This window comes from Nocardia vaccinii NBRC 15922 (genome assembly GCF_001613305.1).
GTDB classification, from domain to species: Bacteria; Actinomycetota; Actinomycetes; order Mycobacteriales; family Mycobacteriaceae; genus Nocardia; species Nocardia vaccinii.
Genome location: NZ_BDCC01000035.1, coordinates 1 through 17,019 on the forward strand (window position 1 = coordinate 1; position 17,019 = coordinate 17,019).

Annotated in this window: 12 protein-coding genes; 1 reads left to right on the top strand and 11 read right to left on the bottom strand. The window is 65.6% G+C overall.

Annotated features, from left to right (window positions below; genetic code table 11):
• On the bottom strand, positions 1–986 hold a 986-nt coding region (locus NV1_RS22955; RefSeq protein ID WP_218027195.1), incomplete at its 3' end, for a restriction endonuclease subunit S domain-containing protein.
• A 796-nt stretch (positions 987–1,782) separates the two neighbouring features.
• On the opposite strand from NV1_RS22955, the gene NV1_RS22965 reads away from it, so the two are divergent.
• On the top strand, positions 1,783–2,391 hold the full coding sequence (locus tag NV1_RS22965) for a hypothetical protein (protein ID WP_157117267.1): 609 nt from the start codon (positions 1,783–1,785) through the stop codon (positions 2,389–2,391).
• A 174-nt stretch (positions 2,392–2,565) separates the two neighbouring features.
• Here the strand turns inward: NV1_RS22965 and NV1_RS42340 are convergent, their stop codons facing one another.
• The 10 genes from NV1_RS42340 to NV1_RS23010 all read right to left on the bottom strand — a co-directional run bounded on the left by NV1_RS42340 (position 2,566) and on the right by NV1_RS23010 (position 17,018).
• Complete coding sequence (locus NV1_RS42340) at positions 2,566–2,817, bottom strand: hypothetical protein (RefSeq protein WP_084525664.1); 252 nt, start codon at positions 2,815–2,817, stop codon at positions 2,566–2,568.
• 254 nt (positions 2,818–3,071) lie between these two features.
• Positions 3,072–3,200: a hypothetical protein gene (locus NV1_RS46440; RefSeq protein WP_281181877.1), complete on the bottom strand. Its 129-nt coding sequence runs from the start codon at positions 3,198–3,200 to the stop codon at positions 3,072–3,074.
• Positions 3,197–3,703, bottom strand: a complete 507-nt coding sequence (locus NV1_RS45165) for a hypothetical protein (RefSeq protein ID WP_218027196.1) — start codon at positions 3,701–3,703, stop codon at positions 3,197–3,199. The genes NV1_RS46440 and NV1_RS45165 overlap by 4 nt, the downstream gene beginning before the upstream one ends.
• A 266-nt stretch (positions 3,704–3,969) precedes the next feature.
• Positions 3,970–6,315, bottom strand: coding sequence for a DEAD/DEAH box helicase (locus NV1_RS22980; protein ID WP_067894932.1), 2,346 nt, complete (start codon positions 6,313–6,315; stop codon positions 3,970–3,972).
• Between the two features lie 68 nt (positions 6,316–6,383).
• Positions 6,384–7,457 (bottom strand): hypothetical protein, encoded by a 1,074-nt coding sequence (locus NV1_RS22985; protein ID WP_245713870.1) that lies wholly within the window; start codon positions 7,455–7,457, stop codon positions 6,384–6,386.
• A gap of 92 nt (positions 7,458–7,549) precedes the next feature.
• Positions 7,550–7,888: a hypothetical protein gene (locus NV1_RS22990; protein ID WP_245713871.1), complete on the bottom strand. Its 339-nt coding sequence runs from the start codon at positions 7,886–7,888 to the stop codon at positions 7,550–7,552.
• A gap of 58 nt (positions 7,889–7,946) precedes the next feature.
• Positions 7,947–8,129, bottom strand: a complete 183-nt coding sequence (locus NV1_RS22995) for a helix-turn-helix domain-containing protein (RefSeq protein WP_218027198.1) — start codon at positions 8,127–8,129, stop codon at positions 7,947–7,949.
• A gap of 81 nt (positions 8,130–8,210) precedes the next feature.
• Complete coding sequence (locus NV1_RS23000; RefSeq protein ID WP_169813382.1) at positions 8,211–11,675, bottom strand: DUF6531 domain-containing protein; 3,465 nt, start codon at positions 11,673–11,675, stop codon at positions 8,211–8,213.
• Positions 11,676–11,725: 50 nt separating this feature from the next.
• Positions 11,726–13,117 carry an ADP-ribosylglycohydrolase family protein gene (locus NV1_RS23005; protein WP_084525665.1) on the bottom strand — a complete coding sequence of 464 codons (1,392 nt, stop codon included), beginning with the start codon at positions 13,115–13,117 and terminating at the stop codon, positions 11,726–11,728.
• 10 nt (positions 13,118–13,127) lie between these two features.
• Positions 13,128–17,018 carry a putative T7SS-secreted protein gene (locus NV1_RS23010; protein ID WP_157117269.1) on the bottom strand — a complete coding sequence of 1,297 codons (3,891 nt, stop codon included), beginning with the start codon at positions 17,016–17,018 and terminating at the stop codon, positions 13,128–13,130.
• Position 17,019: the final 1 nt, after the last annotated feature.

Here is a 17,019-nt window from a genome sequence, read left to right on the forward strand (position 1 = left end):
ACTAACCCCCGCCGTTTCCCAGCACCACTGATCTCCTGCAGCACCGAACACCACTCACCGAAACCTGGCCCGCCTGCGTGACCGCCGATTTTAGTAGCGAGGGCTGTCACCGACCCCAGTGCGATGCCCTGTACGCGCGAAAGCGCAAGCGTCAGCAATGCGCAGTAACACAGCAGAACTTCCGCAGTCTCAAGGATTGCCTCGTATGCCTGGGCGTGGTCGCCGGTACTCATCGATACCTCGACGCCTCTCCAGCGCACCGCAATGGGGTGCGGGAACTGCGTGCGGACCACCGTCCCGAAATCGTCCAGCTGCGCCGCGGCTTCCACGCGCAGACGAACTGTTCGTCCGGCATCGATGAGGGCCTGGCGGGCTAGTTCGGTGTCGGCTCCCCTTCCGAAGGCGGAGGTGAGTAGGACGTCGGCTTCGGCGGCCCACTGGTTCAATTGCCGCTCAGCGGTCCGTAGGTCCTCAAGCGCGGTGGTGAGCAGTGCGTCGGGGGCGGGCAGCGGTAAGCCCCGTAGCCTGCCCACGGTCAGCCGCAACATGCCGGTGGTTCCTGATGACGCATGGGCAGTGACGTTATTCGAGGTAAGGTAGGCCGCGATCAGGGTCAGATAGTCGTGATCGATCAGCTGTTTGGGACGCAGAATCAGCAGGTTGGCGGAACCCGGGGCGGCGGGCAGATCAGTCATGCGCGCCACAGCCGCACGCGCCGTACTAGAGAACACTGTCGTCATGACGATGTCGCCGACGCGAAGCACGAGATTGTCAGGTATAGCCAGTGCCCACGTGTCCGAGGACTCGTCGGCGTCGAGGATGTGGCCGGTGTGCCGAATATGCCGGGGCGCGAGCAGACGGACGGCGCCTGAGGCATCTGGTGCACACTCCTCGGTCATGCCCCTCGCGCCCGGTGCGGCCCAGTGCAGGTCGAACAGTGCAGCCACTGTTCGCTCATCGTGTGCATGGTTCGTAGTGTCGGCCATCAGCTACCCCCTCCTTGGCTCCCGGGGACACTATTGCTCATCGTGTACTCACGCAACGCGTTTCGTATGACATGCGGCCGCGAAGTCGAGCTGGCGGTTAATCGGCAAGTAGCCGCCTGCATGCCCTGTCTCTGCGTAAGCGTGCTTGCCGGCAGGACCGGGATCGATCCGTGGCCTGAATCAAAGGCATCGTTTGCCGCTGTGCGCGCTGAGCAAAAGCGGCCAATTGTGGCGGCCAGCGGACCAGAGCTCTCGCGGCTCAAGACGCCCATGATACGCGGCTCGCCTAAATCCTCTCGGCGAGTGGTGATTACATTGCGCTTCGGCGCCGCAGAGCGGCCATCGCCCAATCCATCTCCAAATGCTCGGCTGCGCGAGGGAATGGGTCTCGGACCTCCTCGGCCGTGGTCGGTGGTGCGCTCACTCGGGCGACGCGCAGCACGGTCGGGGCAGGTTCTTCGGCACGGTAGCCAGCGAGCTTGTGATGTCCGTCGAGAAACGAAACCACTCCATAGGTTTTCGGCGCTGGCGGCACCAAGCCCATAGCCCCGACCCTCGCGCTGAGGAGCTGGCCGCAGTCCGCAATCGAGCCGAGCACCGCAAACGCACGATAACGCCGCTGATCGCGCGGTTCGGTATGCGGCCCTCGTCACAACGGGCCACCAGCCCGAGACGCTACGCTCAGGCGGTGACCCGGGTGTTCGTGGTGTTGCCCAAAGGCGCGGCTCGAAAGGCCGTCGAAGTTGCTGATTACGTTGGATCACAACATGACTGCGCACCCTCCGAGGATGACCACATGTTGTGTATGACCGGCGTGGTAGAGGGCTGGAACAACAGCGTGACACGCACCAATCGCCCCGATCTTGCTGTACAAGCGACGTTTCACGGTGACGCGGTGCAGGTCCGGGTACCCGATGACGCTGTCCGGGGATTCCTTCCGATCATGGAAGAGGTCGTCTCCCCCGATGGCGAACTCTACGATGCCACATTCGAGGTCTTCGTCCGTTCGAGTTCACGTGAACCGGTCGTGGTCGACATCGGCGGCAAACACACGTATTCCTCGTTGAGCCAGCGTGAGCTGCGCTACTGGGTGCCGAATCTACACCGATACGCCCGGACACCCTTCCTTATCGTCAGCAAGACCAACGACACCATGTCCTTCATCCAGACCCACCGCGGCGGACCCCTGCGCCGACCGGACGAGCCGATCACCTATGCGCTGGAAATCGCTCGCGGCTCGACCGAGCGCCACTACACCGCAGAGCCCGAGCTCAACGACCCCGCGACGGTCGCCGACCTCATCTGGGACTGGGTGCAGGATCGGTGGGATCGGCTGCACGAGCTGCGATGGAACAAGTACGGTCGGGACGGGGCTTGTTTCCCGGTCGGATCCCTCGACGAATAGCAGCGCGCGCGAACACTGGATCACGCGGCTCGAACCACCACTCGACTGCACTCACATGCCGCATCCAGTGCGCACGGCGGAGTCTGATCCCCTGTCTTTCGCAGTTCCCATGTTCACAGCGCCCGCCAGGAGGCGAACCCGCGACACGGGCTGCCCGTGTGGATACTGCCGCGTCTATGCGCGTGGTCGCCCGTGGACATCACGCGTAGGAATGCCACGCTCGCGGAGTTTGGCCAGCACGGTAGTGGGGTCGACACCCAGGTGTTGGCCGACGCGGGCGAGCGACCAGCCCAGGTTGTACAGGTGGATAGCGTCATCGGCCTGTTCGGCGGACAACCCCTTACGGCGCATCGGCACCTCGTGTCGGTGCAGGATGTCGCTGACCGTTCGCCGCTCGATACCGAACCGGGCACCCAGTTCGTACACCGTCGCCCCACCTTCATAACCAGCGATCAGTTCCCGAACCTGACCGTCGTCGAGCCGACGAACCCGCCCACCCGAACCTATTGGTTTGATCCCCAGTTCGGGGCCATCAACCACCGGATGGTTCGGATTGATTAGCGTTAGGCCCACAAATCGGCCCGAAAAGAGCCATTGATCAGGGATTTTGTCGCCTGTCGGACATGAGACCGCTTTCGTTCGGTATCGCATATCACCTGATCAGTTCCTGTTTTTGTGTTCTAATAGGCACCCCAAGGTGTGTAGCCGTCGGTGTCGACTATCTCCGAATGCACACTGTCGATACCACGACCGCGAGCCATGCTCGCCGCCAGCGCGGTCTCGTCCCGGTCCTCATGGATCGATGTCACGACCGAGCCCGTCCGTGTGTGTCGCGGGTGCGAACCCCACGCTCGCGCAGACGATTCAACACGGTGGTTGGGTCGACGTCGAAGTGTTTCCCGACCCGTGCCAGGGACCAACCGAGACCGTACAGGCGGATCGCCTCATCGATCTGGCCGGGCGACAGGCCGCGTCGGTGCATCTGCACACCGTGCCGATGCAGGATCGCGCTGACGGTGCGGCGATCGACCCCGAACCGGTCGCCCAGCTCGCAGAGCGTTGCACCGGCGACATAATCGCGTATCAGCATCCGGATCCGGTCTTGATCAAGTTGTCGTGCCCGCCGCGGTGACACCGGTGAACCCTCGCCACCGATCGCGCCAGGCTCGTCACGACTTCGCTTGCCGGCCATCTGCTCTCGCGCCAGCTCGACGAGCACCTCCGCGATCTTGCGGGCATCAGGGCGATCACGACGAACTCCACGGACCGCGAGCCCACCCCACCGGGCAACAGAGTTGAGCGGTATCGTCATGCCCCCACTGTCCCGCCGCAGCCCAATCCGGGCCAAGCTACCGGTCAGGTCGCGCCGCTGCAGATGGTTGTCGGTGTTATCCGCGAATCACGATTTCGATGGCATCGACCGAGACGCCGAAGCTTAGGGCGAGCCCGGCCTTGGCCTGGGATGGTGAGCGTGCCGGTGGGTTCAGGTTCCGGTTCGCTGACGGTGTCTGGACGTTCATGCCGCTGGAACGCAAGGCTGTCGAGCTGCACTCGTTTAGATCGCACAGGGATGGTGGCTCAGTGCATGGTCTGGCGGCGTGGGTCAGGGAATCCGAGTTCGGTGTAGCCGGGGGCGCGTTGTTGGAGGGTTCTGGCAAGGACGGGGGTGTGGGTGTCGTGGTAGTCGTGGACAGTGGCGGTGGATTTGCCGGGATGCGCGCGGGTGATGCGGCCGACGTACTGGATGAGGCGACCTTTGAACTTCACGGGCGCGGACAGGAACAAGGTGTCCAGGGCGGGGCAGTCGAACCCCTCGCCGATGTAGGAGCCGGTGCCCACGATCAGTAGCGGTTCTCCGTTGCTCGAGTGGGTGGCGATGGTCTCGTGCGCGGTGTGGCGCTGGCCGGCGCTCATGCCGCCCCGCAGGGTGATGATGCCGGTGATGCCTTCGCCCGAGAGTCGGTCGGTGAGGGCATTGAGGTGGTTGATCCACGTGGTGAGGACGAGGATGTTCGCGCCGGAGCGGTGTGCGGCGGTGACGTCGGTGACGATCTGGGTCAGGCGGTCGTCGTCGGCGACCAGTGCCCGGTAGATTTCGGCTATCCCGCCGGGTTGGGAGGGGTCCGCGTCACCGGTGTAGGCGAACCTCGTGGGATGGATGTGCAGGACCGGGTGCGGGGCCGGGGCAGCATCGTCGGTGGGAAGGTGACCAGCTCGGGGTGCGTCGATGGTGTGGGTGCAGGCGCCGAGTTGATGGTAGATCAGGTCGTCGAGTTGGTCGCGGCGGTAGGGGGTGGCGGTGAGGCCGAGCCAGTACTTGGCGGGAATCTTGTTGAGGACGTCGGTGAATGCGCTCGAGGCCACATGGTGGCATTCGTCGACCACGACTAACCCGTAACCGCTGGTGAGCTCGTCGATGTTGGGCCGTCGGGCGAGGGTGGGCAGCAGAGCGACATCGAGGACACCGGTGGTCTTGGATCGGCCGCCGCCGATCTGCCCGCACTTGATCCCGAGATGGTCGATGATGCGGGCACGCCATTGATCGGCCAATGCTTTGCGGTCGACGATGACCAGGGTGGAGGTGGCCCGCGCCGCGATCACCGCGCAGGCGATAACGGTTTTACCGGTACCGGGAGGCGCGACCACGACCGCGGTGTCGCCGTTGGTGGCGGCGTGGACGGCGTGCTGCTGTTCGGTACGCAGTTCGACGGTGCAGGTGAAGTCCTGTGGCGTGCCGGTGCTGCGGGTGTCGGTGAGATGCAGGGTGCTGTCAGAGGATTCGATGAGGCGGGTCAGGAGTGGGAGCAGGCCGCGGGGCAACATCAGGTCGCCGTCGAGGGTTTCGTCGTAGCTACGCAAGAACCGTGGGGTGTCCCAGGTGCTGCGGCGGGCGCGTTGGCGGGCGAAGAATTCCGGGTTGGCGATCGAGGCTGCGTGTTTGACCGCGGAAATCATCGCCGGCCCCAGATCGGTGGCAGTCACCTCGATGCGGGCGCCGAACGTCGCACGCACCACTGCGGCGGGCCGCGGCACGATCTTCGACGAGGTCGGTAGCCGCAAGCGCCGCACATCGTGACCGAGCTGGGGCTGGAGCAGTGAGCTGGCGAAACCCTCGACCTGCTTGGCCGACAAGCGAGCGATACTGGACAGGTAGGCCCACTGATCCTCGAAGGGTTCCAGAGTGGCCGGGTCGAGGAAGACCGTGGTGCCGTGCTGGCGGCGTGCGCCGGCCAAGGGCGCGGCGATGAGGTTGCCGACGCCCCGGCCGGTGTGGGTGTCCTGGGACGGGAAGAGCCGGTCGTAACTGGATAGGCTCATCCGGCCGCGTAACCCGATCGCTTCGGCGAGCAGGCCCGTGGCCATCCGCCGCGCTGACACCGCGGGCACGGCGGTGGCGAAGAAGATCCACACATGAGCGCCGCGTCCGGATTGCGATATCTCCAAGGCGGCCGGAATCCCGGCGGCGCGAGCGGCTTTCACATACGCCAGGGCGTCCAACATCGCGGTATCTTTGTCGAAATCCGCTGCTACCCACCAGCAGGTGTCGTCATCGGCCAGCGGATACAACCCGATATGGTGCCCGCCCCTCAGGTGCCGGTCGACTACCTCTGTGGTCAACGGCAGATACGACACCTCATCCGGGGACATTCCCTTGCGCCATTTCCCGCGGATCGCGGGTACCCACCCCGAGCGGCCGTCGCGGGGGTTCTCCCAGCGCACGGCATAGGTGTCGGTGCGGGCACCGAACAGATCCAGGAAAAACCCGACCTTCTCCGCCGGAGCCGCCCGCATATCTACCGGAATGCCACCGGCGGTCTGATCCGGTTCCGCGGCGCGGGATTGATCACCGGTGAGCCGCAACAGATTACGCAGCCGAGCATTCTCCGTGCGCAGAGCCTCGAGTTCGCCAGGGAAGGTTTCCACGGCTGCCCAGTGTGCACGGCCGAATGGTGAGCAGGCCAGTCACCGAGACGCAGCGGAGCCGATAGGGATCAGAGATCGTTGCGATCGAGGCGCTCGATGAGGGCGCGTTCGCGTGCGTGCGTTTGCCGCAGGGCCATGGAGCGCTCGGCGAACGTATCGGAGCGGTCGTCGCGGTCGGCCAAAGCCTGTAGATCGCTCAGTAGCGTGACGGCGGCCTCGTATTCTGCCGGTTTCCGGGTGGCGATCATCGCCTCGACACGCGACCACGCGAGGTCTTGTGTGTCGGCCAGCTTGTCGAGTCGTCGTTCCCGGGCGACGGTACGAGCGTGTTCCTGTCGTGCTTCTTCTTCGGCGCGCTTCTCGATCAGCCGGCGCTCGTGGTCGGCTCGTCGCCGCGCCGCGTTGTCGAGCAGGTCGGCCACTGTCCGGCGGGCTCGGGTGGGGACGGCCGGAGTCGCGTCGCTGCGGAAGCGGCGCAGCAACTCCATCCGCACCCGCGCGGCCTCCCCTTGCACAACCCGCGCCAGTAGCTGGTCTTTCTCGATGGCTGGCAGGTGGGTCAGCCAGGTGACGAGGGCACCGAGATCGTCGCTGATCTGGTCGAGCGGTGCTGAACCCTGCGCCGCAATCGCGAGGAGGTCGGCGTCGAGGCGCAGGAAGTCGGCCAGCGCACGCTGGGACGCGGTGAGCGCGCCCAGCCCAGGCGGCGCCGGTGGTTCGAGATCGTCGTCGGCTTCGCGGTCGAAGAGGTCTTCGTCGCGTTCCCAGGCACCGTAAGCGGACAGCCAGGCGAGGTAATGCGGTCGGAGGTCGCCGGCGGCCAGTTCAGCGCGGACCCCGACGATCGCCGACAGCAATCCTGCGGAGTCGTAGTCGAAGTCGAACTCACCGGTGTCGTCCTGGCTGGTGAAGTCGAGTACGACGAACTCGTCAGCCGACCATGCGTTCACCCGGTCGCCGACGCAGTAGTCATCGACGACACCGGGATCGAGAAGGTCACAGGGCAGGCGGAACATCACCCGGTGGGTGCCCCAATTGGCGACATACAGGTGCGCATCGTAGAAGCACTCCATCAACCGGTCGGGGTCGCCTTTGAAATCACCCCAGTGATACTCGTTGACGAAACTGGTGGCCGTGATCATCGCCCTGGTCGACAGCGACCGAACCGCAGCCTGCTCGTGATCGTCGAGTGGCCGGTCGACCGCCAGGAACTCGTAGTACTGATACTCGCTCACTATCGATCCACTCCGTCGGTACAGGCAAAGGTCTCTGCCCGGAATGACGAGTCGTCGCCCAGGTGGAAGAAGAAGTACCCCTCAATCATTTCGTCGTCAGCGAGGACTGCCCAGCCCCGGCCGCTGACCTGGTCGCTCTCGTCGATGCCCTCGAAGGTGAACTCGACACCGGGCCGGCCATCCCGCTGGGCAGGGCGGCTGTCCAGCCAGCCGCGGACGGCGATGAAACCGAACTGACCGGTCCCGTCTGCACCGAATTCGATGAAACCCGGCTCGACCAGGTCGATGGCATCACTATCCCAGCCGCTCATCGCAACGATCCGCCACCGACCGGCCATCCGTGCCGCAGCCCTAGGAGGAACGCCTCTCGTCATAAGGCGACAGGGTAGCCGTCGATTACATTCGCGCTCTCCCATGAGAATCCCGCGTGGGTATTCCCCGCCGGCGCAGTGCGGTCAGCACGGTGGTGTGGTTGACGTTGAGATGGTTGCCGACCCGGGCAAGTGACCAGCCGAGCTTGTAGAGATGGATGGCGATATCGACCTGGTCGGGGGACAGCCCGCGGCGGCGCATCGGCACTTCGTGCCGGTGGAGGATATTGCTGACCGTGCGCCGTTCGATACCGAGTCGACTAGCCAGTTTTAGGGGTAGAGCTCCAAATCACGCCGGGTCACACGCGATCATTGAGGTCTTCGGATAGGCGTAAGGACTCGGATCGCGGCCGAGCGGATCCGGACTGATGTATCGACCGGTTTCGGGGTCGTAGTACCGCTGATTGTCGTGATGCAGGCCGGTCTCGGGATCGTGGAACTGGCCAGGGAATCGCAGCGGTGTGCTGTTGCCCACGTGCCAGACCGTTCGCCCCCACAAGTCGGTTTCCACAGAACCCGCGATCCGCCCGGTGTCGGCGTCGACGAGGTCTGTTGGTGAACCAGTCGGATCGGTGAGCACGGCGAAGAATTCGCGGTCGACACCCGCCTGATACGTACCCTGCGTGACGGGAACGACAGTGTTGGGTTCATAGTTCCACCGGGTGATCGAGTGGTCTGCCGTTTGCTCGATCAAATGGATTCCATCCCAGGTGAAGTCGGTGCGTTCGACAAGGGTTCCATCGGTGCGGAGGAGCTGTTTGAAGATCCGGCGTCCTAGGGCGTCGTAGGTGTAGTGCCACCATTGCCGGGCGGGTATCCACACATCGGTGAGCTGGCCGAATGCGTTGTAGCGGTAGTGCCAGGAGTCGATTTCGGTTGACCGGCGGGTCCTTTCCTTCCGAATGAGCCGCCCGGACCGGTCGTAGTGGTAGCGGGTGCAACCGGCACGGACGAGCAGGTTGTCGCGGTATTCACGGCGGCCGTCCTCGTCGATCTCCGGCATCGCGGCACCGGTGGTGGCGTGCGGCACAGCGGCGACGATGTTGCTCAGCTGATCGTATTGGTATGCCGCAGTGAGGATTCCGTTACGAGAGATCGAGGTCACCCTACCCACAAGGTCCAGGGTGTATTGCCGTTCGACCGGTTCGGCCCCGGTGCCATCGCTCCTATGAGCGGTGAGGTATCCGTCCGGGCGGTAGGAGTATTCGTCGCGGCGCAACGAGATCGGGTCGGGACGGTCGGCCGACCCCAGGTCCAGGCTCAGCGACATCGCGGGGAAGACGGTGACCTGTTGTGCGGTAACACATCCTGGTGCGGAATACGTTCTGCTGCACTCGATTTCACCGACGCGCCAGCCAGTGAGACGACCGACCGGATCGTAGGAGAAGTCCAGACGATGACCGTCGGCATCGGTGCTGCGAATCTGGCCTGCGGAGTTGTACATCCACGATGTGACAGCACCGCTGGGACTCGTTCGGCGAGTCGGCCGGCCCCGCGAGTCGTATTCGTACCGCATAGGGGGCTGGTCGTCGAGCTGCTGGGCCGCGCATTCGCCGGTTACCGTGTAGCTGCAGGACAGCGTATGACCGATCTCGTCACCGGTCCCGGATACGGCGGTGCGGACGCGTCCGGCCGGGTCGTAGGTGAACCTGACGAATTCGCCGGTGCTGGCGGTCGTTTCGATCCGGCGACCGAGGATGTCGTAGCTGTGCTGAAGGGCGACGCCGGTGTCGGCGGTAATTGTGACGACGCGCCCGTTCCGGTCGTGGGTGAAGCGAGTGGCCGCGCCGCTGAAGTCGGTTTCGGCGATGAGCCGCCCGGCGAGGTCGTATTCGTAGCTCCAGCGTTGGCCCAGCGGGTTGATCACACCGAGGAGACGGCACTGCGAGTCGTAGCGGAATTCGGTGGTGGAGCCGTCGGGGTCGGTGCGGGAGGCGACGAGGGCGAACGGGCCGTAGTCGAACGAGGTCAGCCCCCCGGCGCGGTCGGTGTGGGTGAGCAGGTTGTCTTCCCCGTCGTAAGACCACGACTCACCGTGCCCATCGGAATCGGTGCGGCTCAGCAGCCTTCCAGTGACGGACCACTCGTAGTGGATCTGCGCGCCGAGGGGATCGGTTCGCACGGTTGGGCGGCCGAACCCGTCACGATCGACCCGGGTGACCGCCCCCGCCGGATCGGTGATGCGCATCGGCAGCCCGGCCCCGTCCACTTCGACCGCGGTTCGCACGCCACCCTCGCCGATCACCTCGGCGACGGCGCCATTGGGGTGGTACCGGTATTCGGTGCGGGCTCCGGCCGGGTCGATGATCGCGGTCAGGTTGCCCGAGCCGTCCCATTCCTGGTGGCACACACTGCCATCGACGTCGGTGCATACCGTCGGCCGTCCGCGGAATGCGTACTCGAACGACACGGTCTGCCCGTCGGGCCGCGTGATCCGCGCGATGTCACCGTCTGCGGTGTAGCGGTAGTGGGTGAGCGCGCCGACCGGGCCGATGACCTTCAGTCGACGGCGGTCGAGGTTGTAGTCATGGTGGGTATGCCCGCCGGCCGGGTCGACCCGGTCCCGCAACTGTAGATCGTGGTCGAAACCGTAACGCGTGACCGCATCGAGAGAATCGATGACCGTCGTGAGAGAGCCAGTGCCATCAGGGAATTCGGCATAAATGAAGTCGCGGTCGAGGACACCGAAGACACCGCGCTGGAACACCACACACCCGGACTCATCGTAGGTGTTGACCATCTGATTGCTGTTGGAGTCCGTCCATGCGGTCACCCGATGCTCGTCGTAGGTGTACTGCGTGCGCGCACCCACGGCGTTAGTTTCGGCGACCAATTCACCTGCCTGATAGGCGAATTCCCGTACCGGAACGATCGCGCCGCGGTCGTGCACCGACAACCGCGTGACCCGTCCGGACTCGGTGTCGATCGACACCCGGTATCCACCGGAATGCGAAACCGCCACCGGCACAGCCTGTCTGTCGTAATGGAAACGCACACGGTTGCGGAATCGGTCGGTGATCGCCGACACCGCATAGCTGCCGAGCCGAGACTCCAGACCGCCCAGTCCCGGCTCGGGCGCGAAATGCCAGATCAGTTCCCGGCGTTGATCCCACAGCTGGTAGGCACCGATCTCGGTGCGCGTCAACGTCCACCGCCGCACGCCGGTGATCGGTTGAACCGCGACTCCGTCTTCGGGCTGCGGGAACGCAAGCATGACACCGTCCTCGCCAAGAAAGGTCACCCCCTCGCGCTCGACCACCAGCCGCATATCCAGCGTCGCCGACCACGACGGACCGAACCACCGGCCGAACCGATAATTCGAGCAGTGCGTGCGCCGCAATACCAGTGACAGCACACCGGGTAGTTCGACGTCGGTGTGCGCCAGAAAGAACTCACCCGTAGCCAGGTCGACGTGGTTGTCGGAGATTGTTCTCTCGTGCTCGGTGCGGTTGCAGGCGGCGCCAGAGGTCGAGGCCACTTCATGAGCGCCCTCGTCGGCGGCGGCGCGACCGTGCGGTGAGCGATCGGCGCTGTCATGCGGATGTGGTTGTGGCGCACCGGGTTCGGTCGCTGATATGGGGGCCGCGGATGACCGCTCCGCACCGTTTCTCGCCTCGCGGGTCCAGCCCTCGTATTCGGCGCCAGCGAGGTCATCGGTGGCATCGAACCGCCCAGGGAGCAGTTGGGAGTGCTCCGGCACGGTACCGTCTGCACGTTGATGGTTGCACTCGTCGAACTGCGCCTGGACGGCCACCCGCTCTTCCTCTGGCCGAACATTACGCCCGGCGTGCTCGAAACTTGCCATCAGGTCGGCGGGTAGCGGCGACGCCATTCGTCGTCGGTGAGGACGTCGCGGAGTTCGGTGGCGATGTCGATGGCGAGCATGTCGATGGTTTCGACCGATCTGACCGGGTCGCGAAAGACCTTGGGAACCGCGCGGATTCCGTACTCGGCGCCGATGAGCATTCCGGCCGTGGCGGCGACAGGGCGGGGATGGGCCTCGGCATAATTCAATGCCAGCAGCAGCGCCTCGCGCATGTAGTCACTGATCATGGCGCTGTAGAGCGCGATGCCGAGCGTCTCGGTGCCGTCCGCGCCGCCGCCGGGGAAATGCCGACGCAGATTGTCTGCCTGCATGGGGGCACGCTCGTTGCGCACCAACCCGACCACATTGTCGATCATCGTGCTGGTTCGCTCGTGACCGGTCCTGGTCACCAGCTGGCGGTAGCCATCGGCCAGGCAATCCATGAACGGGCGGTCCCGGATCTGCTGGTGCAGAATCACGGCTAGCGTTCCCGCGGCCAGATAATCATCTGGATGAGGGTGGGTCAGCGCCGCGATGGCGACCGCGAGGTCGAAGGTCTCCGATAGATCTTCCGACCAGACTGCGGCCAAAGCGGCACGCACCAAAACATCGCCGCCGCGCGCCGTGCTGCGCGGATCCGCAGGGGTCGAGCGAATGCCGGTGGCGGCGAAGGCTTTCAGGGCATCGATGACCGCAGCATCGGGATCCTGATCCATCCTGAAATCGGTTTGCTCAGACAACGGGCCGTTGGGCTTGTCGTCGTCGCCTGCCTCGCGTGCATAGGGACCCCCGTAGGTGCGCCACTGGTCCGGTAGGTCTATGTCCCGGACCATGTAGTAGAGCCATCGCTGATAGCCGTGTTGCACGGTCGATACCGGATCGATCCGATGCCCGGCACGCCGTCCGGTCAGCGCCCGGATCAGACTCTCGCCGGTATAGGCCAGCAGCTGCGTGATCCAGCACGACAACATCTTTTCGTCGGGCTGGTAGTCGATCAGCTTGTCTTCCTTGCTCGGCACGCCACCGGAATACCAGGGGTACGTCGTCAGTCCACCACGCGAGCCCGCGTATGCATCCCCGATAGCGGCCGCTACCATCGCTCCTCGCAATCGCTCGGCTCCGGTCGGCAGCGGCAGTCGTCGCAGTCCCGGGCGTTTACCGCTGATCTCGTCTCCCCGGTCGCCGAATTCCACCTCGGCTTCTACTGGTGCCTCGACATCGACATAGTGCAGGTTGTAATCGCTGTCCTCGACGGTGCGGCTGTCCGGACGGAACGGCACCCGATCGCGCCACCGCGCCGACCAGTCGAAATACCAGTTCCCGCTCTTCTCGCTGAGGCGGTTCTTCTCCTTCGTCGACCAGCCCTTCGGGGCAATACGGGGATCTCTCACACGCTCACTCCTACTCGAAAATCTTCACGCCATGCCAATAGATATTCTTGACACCGGGCTCCATGAACACCCGCTTCCCCAGCCACGACAGGTCCCGCGACTGCTCGGGAAGCAGCCCCGGTGGCCTGCCGAGATCCGCAATCTGCTTGGGCGTGGGGAAATCGGGCGAGCCGACGTAAAAGCCCTCCCGCAGATCTTCGGCATCGTCGATCGCCGATTTGAGCCCGTCTATCCGATCGCTCAGGGCCTTCTTATCCGGTCCCTCCGGCAGCGAATCCCGCTCGCGCCCGAGCTGTTCGACCTCGCGCCTGGCATTGACGATTTCCTTCCGCAGCCGGGGCCTGATCTTCTCGACCGCCTGTTGCGGGTTCGCGAAATCGAAGTCCTGCCGCGCCCAGGCGTAACTTCCGACGTCGATATTGGCGCGCAACCTCACCTCGTCCACCCCGGACTGTTTATACCAATCGAACATGGCCTTGTTGAACTCGTTGGCACACCCCTGCCCGCGGACATGCTTCTCCAGCCAGAACTTGGTGTGATCGGCGATCAAATGATCCCCGTTGGAGTAGGACCGGTTGGCATGCCCGACCTCTGTGCCATTTTCGTCGTAGATCTTCGTATTCACATGCATCACTTGCGAATCGCCGTTGACGTCGGTGACCTCGATGCGCAGCCCGCCGTATTCACCGTCGATTGCCTGCCGGAGCCGCGGCAGCACCCGCTCGGGGTCGATCGGCATGCCGTCCTGCGGAAACAGATCGCGAAGATTCGGTTTGGGCTCGCCCGGTTCGGACGGGCGGGCGGTGCCCGGGGGTTCGGGTGGCTCAGGCGGGCCGCCTGATGGACCGTCATGTGCTGGCGTGGCGCGGTCCGGCTGCTCTGGTCCGGGCCGCTCGGGGCCAAGGTCGTCCCTCGGCCCTGGTTCGGACCGAGGCCCCTGGGGCCCACGAGATTCCCTGGGCTCGTCCGGGCGCCGCGGCTCATCCGCGCGCCGGGCCGCATCCGGACGCCGCGGTTCCGGCGAGCTGTGCGGTGTGTCGGGTTCGGGGTGCGGTGAGGCGTCGGCGGGGCGCGGTTCTGGTGCCTGCGGTCCGGGCGTCGGCTCCGGTGGATCAGCGGGGAAGCGGTCGGGTTCCTGGTCGAGCCAGCTGGGCCGCGATGATTCGGCAGGAGTGTCGTGTCCGGGCGCTGCGTCGGCGGGGTGTGGTTCGGGTGCGGATCTTGGGCCTACGGGGTCGGGGAGGTCGAGTGAACCGTGCGGTGCGGGTTCGGGTTCCGGTATTCGGGGTTCGGGGGATCGTGCTGGGTTGTTGGGGGGTTCGTAGTCGGGTGTGGGATCGGTGGCGTCCGGTGAGTGCGGGCTGCCGGGGGTGTCGGTGGTCGGTTCTGGTGATGTGGGACCTTCGCGGTCGGTGGGGTCGGGTGAGTTGTGCGGTGCGGATTCGGGTTCCGGTGGTTCAGGGTGGGTGTTTGGTGCGGATTCGGGTTCCGGCGGTTCGGGGTGGGTTTCCGGGGCTGATGTTTCGGGTTCGGTTGAGCTGGTGGGCGTTTCGGGCGTGTGCGTGCTGGCGGGGGCCTCCGGTGGGCCGGATGGCGCGGGCGTCTCGGGTTGCGCGGTCGCGGGCGGTTCGTCGGCGGGATGCCGGGTGGCGGTGGCGGGTTCAGGTGCTGGGCGAGCCGGTGTGGGGGTCTCTGGTGCTCGTACGGGCTGGTCCGGCAGGTCCAGCGACGACCTGGGGCGGGAGCCGGGTGCCTCCGGGCGGGATGCGGCTGGCGGGTGCGGGTTGCGGGCGGGTGCGGGGTCGGATGGTCGTGGCCGGGTCGCCTGGAGTTCAGGTTTGGCGGCGGTCGGCTCGGGGCGGGTGCCTGATCCGGCTGACCGGGGCGCTGATGCCTGCGGATCTCCGGTGGTGTCGGGCGTCGGGCGATCACCCGCGCGGAGGACCCCGTCGTCGGCAGGCCGGATCGACGGCGTCGAATGCACTGGCGAACCCGCTGAAGTGACCGGTTGAGGTCGGGCGGCCGGCTCGGGTGCGGTGTTGGCGAGTCCCGGTGAGTCCACTTTCGCTGCCGTGGCGGGTTGAGCTGCGGGTGTCTGAACGACAGATGGTTGTGCGGTGGTATCGAGATGGCTTGCGGAATTGGAAGAGTGGCTCGTTGCCTGCGTTGGCTCGGGTGCAGAGTCGGGATGGGAGACATCCCGCGGTCCTATTGCTGATGTCGGCGCCTGAACGGGTTGCGCCGCGTGTGGTGCGGGCGCGGCAGACTGTGCCGGCACCTCGGAATGGCTTGCGACATCAGCAGACCGGCCCGGCGCCTGCGCAGACTCCGGCGCATGAACCGTGTGCGGCGCCTGCGGCGCGGGCGCGGCAGACTGCGCGGGCACCTCGGAATGGGTTGCAAGATCGGCAGACCGGCCTGGTGCCTGCGCTGATTCCGGAGCTTGAACCGTGTGCGGCGCCTGCGGTGTGGACGGGGCAGCTTGCGCCGGTGTCTCGGAATGGCTTGCAGGACTGGCGGATTGGCTCGGAGCCTGGGCGGACTCGGGTGATTGAACAGCATGCGACGCCTGCGCCGTGGATGGAGCAGACTGCGTCGGCGCCTCGGGATGGCTTGTGACACTGGAGGTCTGACTCGGTGCCCGCGCGGGCTCCTGAACGAGGTGCGTCGCTTGCGGTGCGGGCGAGGCAGGTTGCGCGGGCGCCTGCGGGCGGGGCGCGGGTTCAGGAGCCCTCGCGACGGATTCGGCAGCCTTGGCGGTGTCGCTGACCTTGGCCGCGGATTGCACTGCGGTGTCGGCGGTTTCAGCGGTGCGCGCGGCGGCGATGGCGGTCTCGGTAGCGTCGCCGGCGACGGCGGCGCCGCCGGCGCCTCCGGTGGCGATGGTGAGGGCGGCCTGCCCGGTCAGCGAGCCGACGAATGCGGCCGGATCAGTGCGGGCGTCGTGGAGGAAAGAGTGCACGGTCGCGCCCGGGTCCGCGGCGGCGACTACCAGGCCCGTAGTCAGGTCGGCCGACTGCTCGTAGTACTGGGCAGGGTGGGTGATGTTGTAGGGGTCGACCGGGTTGACCTGGCGCAGGAACTTCACGATTCCGGTAAGACTGGTGACCAGGCCCTTGGTGAAATGCAGGCCCAGGTCGGTCGAGGCCGCGGAGGCGTCGCTGAAGTCGTCGAGCATCCGCTGGGTGAACGACGGTGTCTGGGGTGCCTCGGCGGTCGCGGCCCGCAATTTCGACGCCGCCGTAGCGGCGGCGGCATCCCGCTGGGTCCGTGCACCGGACAGGATTTGTTGCGCCGCTTGATATATCGGGGTCCAGGTGTCGGTCAGCGGAGTTTTGGCTCGTTGTTCGCTCGTCAGCCGGTTCCACGCGTCCTTGGCGCGGGTTTCGGTCTGACGGGCCTGGTTCCATTTCGCGATCGCCTCGCCGGCCTTGGTTTGCGCGGCAGTCACCTCGTGGAACCAGTCGCCGAGCGCGCTCGCCGCCGCATGCATGGCATCCGCGCCGGTCCACCACAGTTTGGGTACACGGTCGTACTCGCTGCGGAATTTATCCGCGGTCGCGCCCCGCCAGTCACCGACGTCGATCTTGCGCAGTGCGTCCCCGGTCTCGCCGATGCCGTCGCCCATCTGTTTGCACCGCTGCGCCGCCTGATTGATCTTGCTCGTCTCACCGCGGACCAGCTCGGTCGGGTCGTCGGTTTCGCCGAGCTGCAACTCGATCAGCGCGCCGCCGTAGACGTCCACGATGTGGTCGCCGACCTTGTCGAGAACCTTCGCCACCGAGTCCGCGCCCACCTCGCGTGCCACGTCGGCCACACTGTGCAGCCCTGCGTCCGCGAGCTGGCCGACTGTTTTCTCCGCGGCGGAGAACGCATCGTCGAGGTCGTCGAACATTCCCATC